The organism is Tissierellales bacterium, assembly GCA_025210965.1.
Classification (GTDB): Bacteria; Bacillota; Clostridia; order Tissierellales; family JAOAQY01; genus JAOAQY01.
Window position 1 is genome coordinate 1 of the sequence record JAOAQY010000037.1, and the last position, 2,773, is coordinate 2,773.

General features: G+C 29.8%; 3 protein-coding genes and 1 pseudogene. All 4 read right to left on the minus strand.

Annotated elements, in window-relative coordinates; all coding sequences use genetic code 11:
- Positions 1–273, minus strand: a 273-nt coding sequence (locus N4A40_02670) for a helix-turn-helix domain-containing protein (protein ID MCT4660737.1), incomplete at its 3' end; no start/stop codon positions are given.
- Positions 251–532 (minus strand): annotated as a pseudogene (locus N4A40_02675) (MerR family transcriptional regulator). The gene N4A40_02670 and the pseudogene N4A40_02675, both read right to left, overlap by 23 nt.
- Positions 533–702: 170 nt before the next feature.
- Positions 703–2,259, minus strand: coding sequence for a transporter substrate-binding domain-containing protein (locus tag N4A40_02680; GenBank protein MCT4660738.1), 1,557 nt, complete (start codon positions 2,257–2,259; stop codon positions 703–705).
- Positions 2,260–2,677: 418 nt separating this feature from the next.
- Positions 2,678–2,773, minus strand: a 96-nt coding sequence (locus N4A40_02685) for a hypothetical protein (GenBank protein MCT4660739.1), incomplete at its 5' end; no start/stop codon positions are given.

The window sequence follows — 2,773 nt, forward strand, 5'->3', positions numbered from 1 at the left end:
AAAAAACTTTTTATAAGCTTCACAACCGTCTTTAACTGCTTGTTTTGCCACATTGTTGGATACTTCATTAAGCCATGGTAATTCATCTTTTTTAAGAATAGTTATCTCTTTTCTAAGGTCATTATTACTAATAAATTTACCACCATTTTTATAATTCTCTTCTTGTTTTGCAAGTGTCCAATTATAAATAAACCTTGCAGTTCCAACTGATTTCCATAGTTGTTGCTCCTGTTCTACATTTGGGATAATTCTAATCTTCTTTGCCAGTATCATCTTTCAATAACTCCTTAATCATTTTTTTAGTTTTATTGGCTCTTTTCCCTTATCAACTTCCGAATTAGTTATCATGTCTATTAATTGATTTAATCCCTTTTTATTGTAGTTAATCCCACTTCCAATATCTTTTATAATATCTATACCCTGTTGGAGCAACATGATGTGGTTTTAATATATCTTTTTTATCCCATTCTCTTAATGTTTAAGAAGTTTTTCCTATTAATTTTGAAAATTGTCCTATAGAATAATATTTCATTCATATCACCTCTGAATTTATTGTAACATAAGCATTATATAAATTTGATAAGTTTTTATAAACTTCTATAAGGTTTTGCCAACTGTTACTTAACCTCCACTTTCTGCTAGACAATCATCTGCTTTTTACACAATAGATATGACAATTGACTCTTGAGCTATTTTCTCACTCTATTCTTGTCTGTCTAGATATTTCTTTCTGATTCTGTCATACGTTCCATCTTTTTTGATTATTGATATTTGCTCATCAATCTGACTGATTAAATCTCCATAATCTTTATTTATCGAAGATGCTATATAAGCCTTCGAAGGATATGAAGCTTTTTCAAAATAGAACACTTCATTGTCATATTTTAACTCTTTCAAATAAAAATTAACAGTATCAATATCTTCAAGTATAAATGAATATCTATCGTTTATTAACCCATTTAATAGCTCTTTGGATTCATCAACATAAACAATTTCAATATTTTGTTCATCTATTATTCTTAGAATCTCTTCACTATACTTATATTCTCTTACTAAACCAACCGTATCTCCAAGCTCTGAAATTTGATTTAGCTCAATTGATGAAATACTATTCGATTTAGAAATTAGCCTGTAGTCAATTACCCCTATTGGTTCACGTGAAAAACTAAAATTTTTCTTTCTATCCTCACTTAGAATAATATCTACAACTAAATCTAAATCACCTTTTCTTACCAGCTCCAAAACTCTTGACCATGGATAAACTACCAACTCATAATCATCAATACCGTATCCTAGCCTTGATAACGCTTCACGCACTATATCAACATTTATACCCTTAGCTTCATTGCCAACCAAAAATTCATATGGTGAAAAAGATGTAAAGCCGATTCTTAATGGACTATTTTCATATTGAATTTTGAAAAGAGAATCACTTGACATAACTAAATTGTATTCATTTAATAATTCATCGTATTTCCCACTACTAATTACTTCTCCAAGTCCATTGTCAAATATTTCTAAAATTTCTTTTGCCCTAGGGTTATCATGCCACACTCTAATCGAATGATACGCTTTTATATATGGTTCTTGATACGAGACTATTTCATCTACCTTGTCAGAATGATGAAGTTCAAGCAAATAATTGAATATCCCTTGATCCATAACAAGAACGTCATATCTACCATATATCAATTTTTCAATTGCATCTAGACTATCGATAGATAAATCTGGATTAATGCCAGCACCAACTAATGAACTAATAAAATAATTTGGCTCTGTTGCACCAAAGGACAGCCCTGATAACTCATGTATTTTGTCATAGCTTTTGATAATTTTTTCATTGTCTTTCATATAATATAAATTCGTAACACCTAAATAAAAGTTATTTGAAAACACAGAGTTATCAAACCGCTCAACAGTTTGTACCCAACCAATTGATCCAAATGCCTTGTGACTCTTTATCATTTCTAGACATCGACTCCATGGATATCTTCCTAACTCTATTTCAACATCTGAATTTTTAAATGCTTCATTTATTATCTTCACATAAATTCCCTTATGTTCGCCATCTTCATAATAAATATATGGTGGTATATTATCATACACCAGCAATACTTTTTCTATGTTTTCTTCTGTTGACTCAGTACTGATTGCATTCTGCTCTTCTTCTCCAATAGACGTCTTCTCTCTTTCTAAAGAACATGATGATAAGCATATGACAAAAAATAATATTAAAAAAATTAAAATATTTCTTTTCATTTTCCATCCCCTCTGCCAAGTTAAGTTTGAAAACATAAGTTCCGTTGTAAAGTTTACTTAAATATTATCCCACAGCTAATATATATTGACTGTGGGATGTAAAAATAATAGCTATAATCATATTGAATGCACTTCATCGTTTTTTTAGTTCAAATCGAGTTCATAATTCAGATTTATTCTCATTTTGTATTCTATATTTACATTTCATTATATACCCTGTATAAATATCATCTAATCACGGGTGCTAAGATACTAATATAATGATTTTGGACTAAAGTAAATTTTTATATAAAATAGAAAAAGGACCTCTACCAGGTCCTTTTTCATGTTTAGGTTGTTTGGGTTGTTTAGGTTAGGTTTTCATAGATTTCTCATCTACGAAAGCTTAATATATAGTAAACATCCTGATGTGGATGTATTACTCCCACTCGATTGTTGAAGGTGGCTTAGAAGTGATATCATACACTATTCTATTAACCCCTTCTACTCTGTTTACGATTTCTCTTGAAATTTT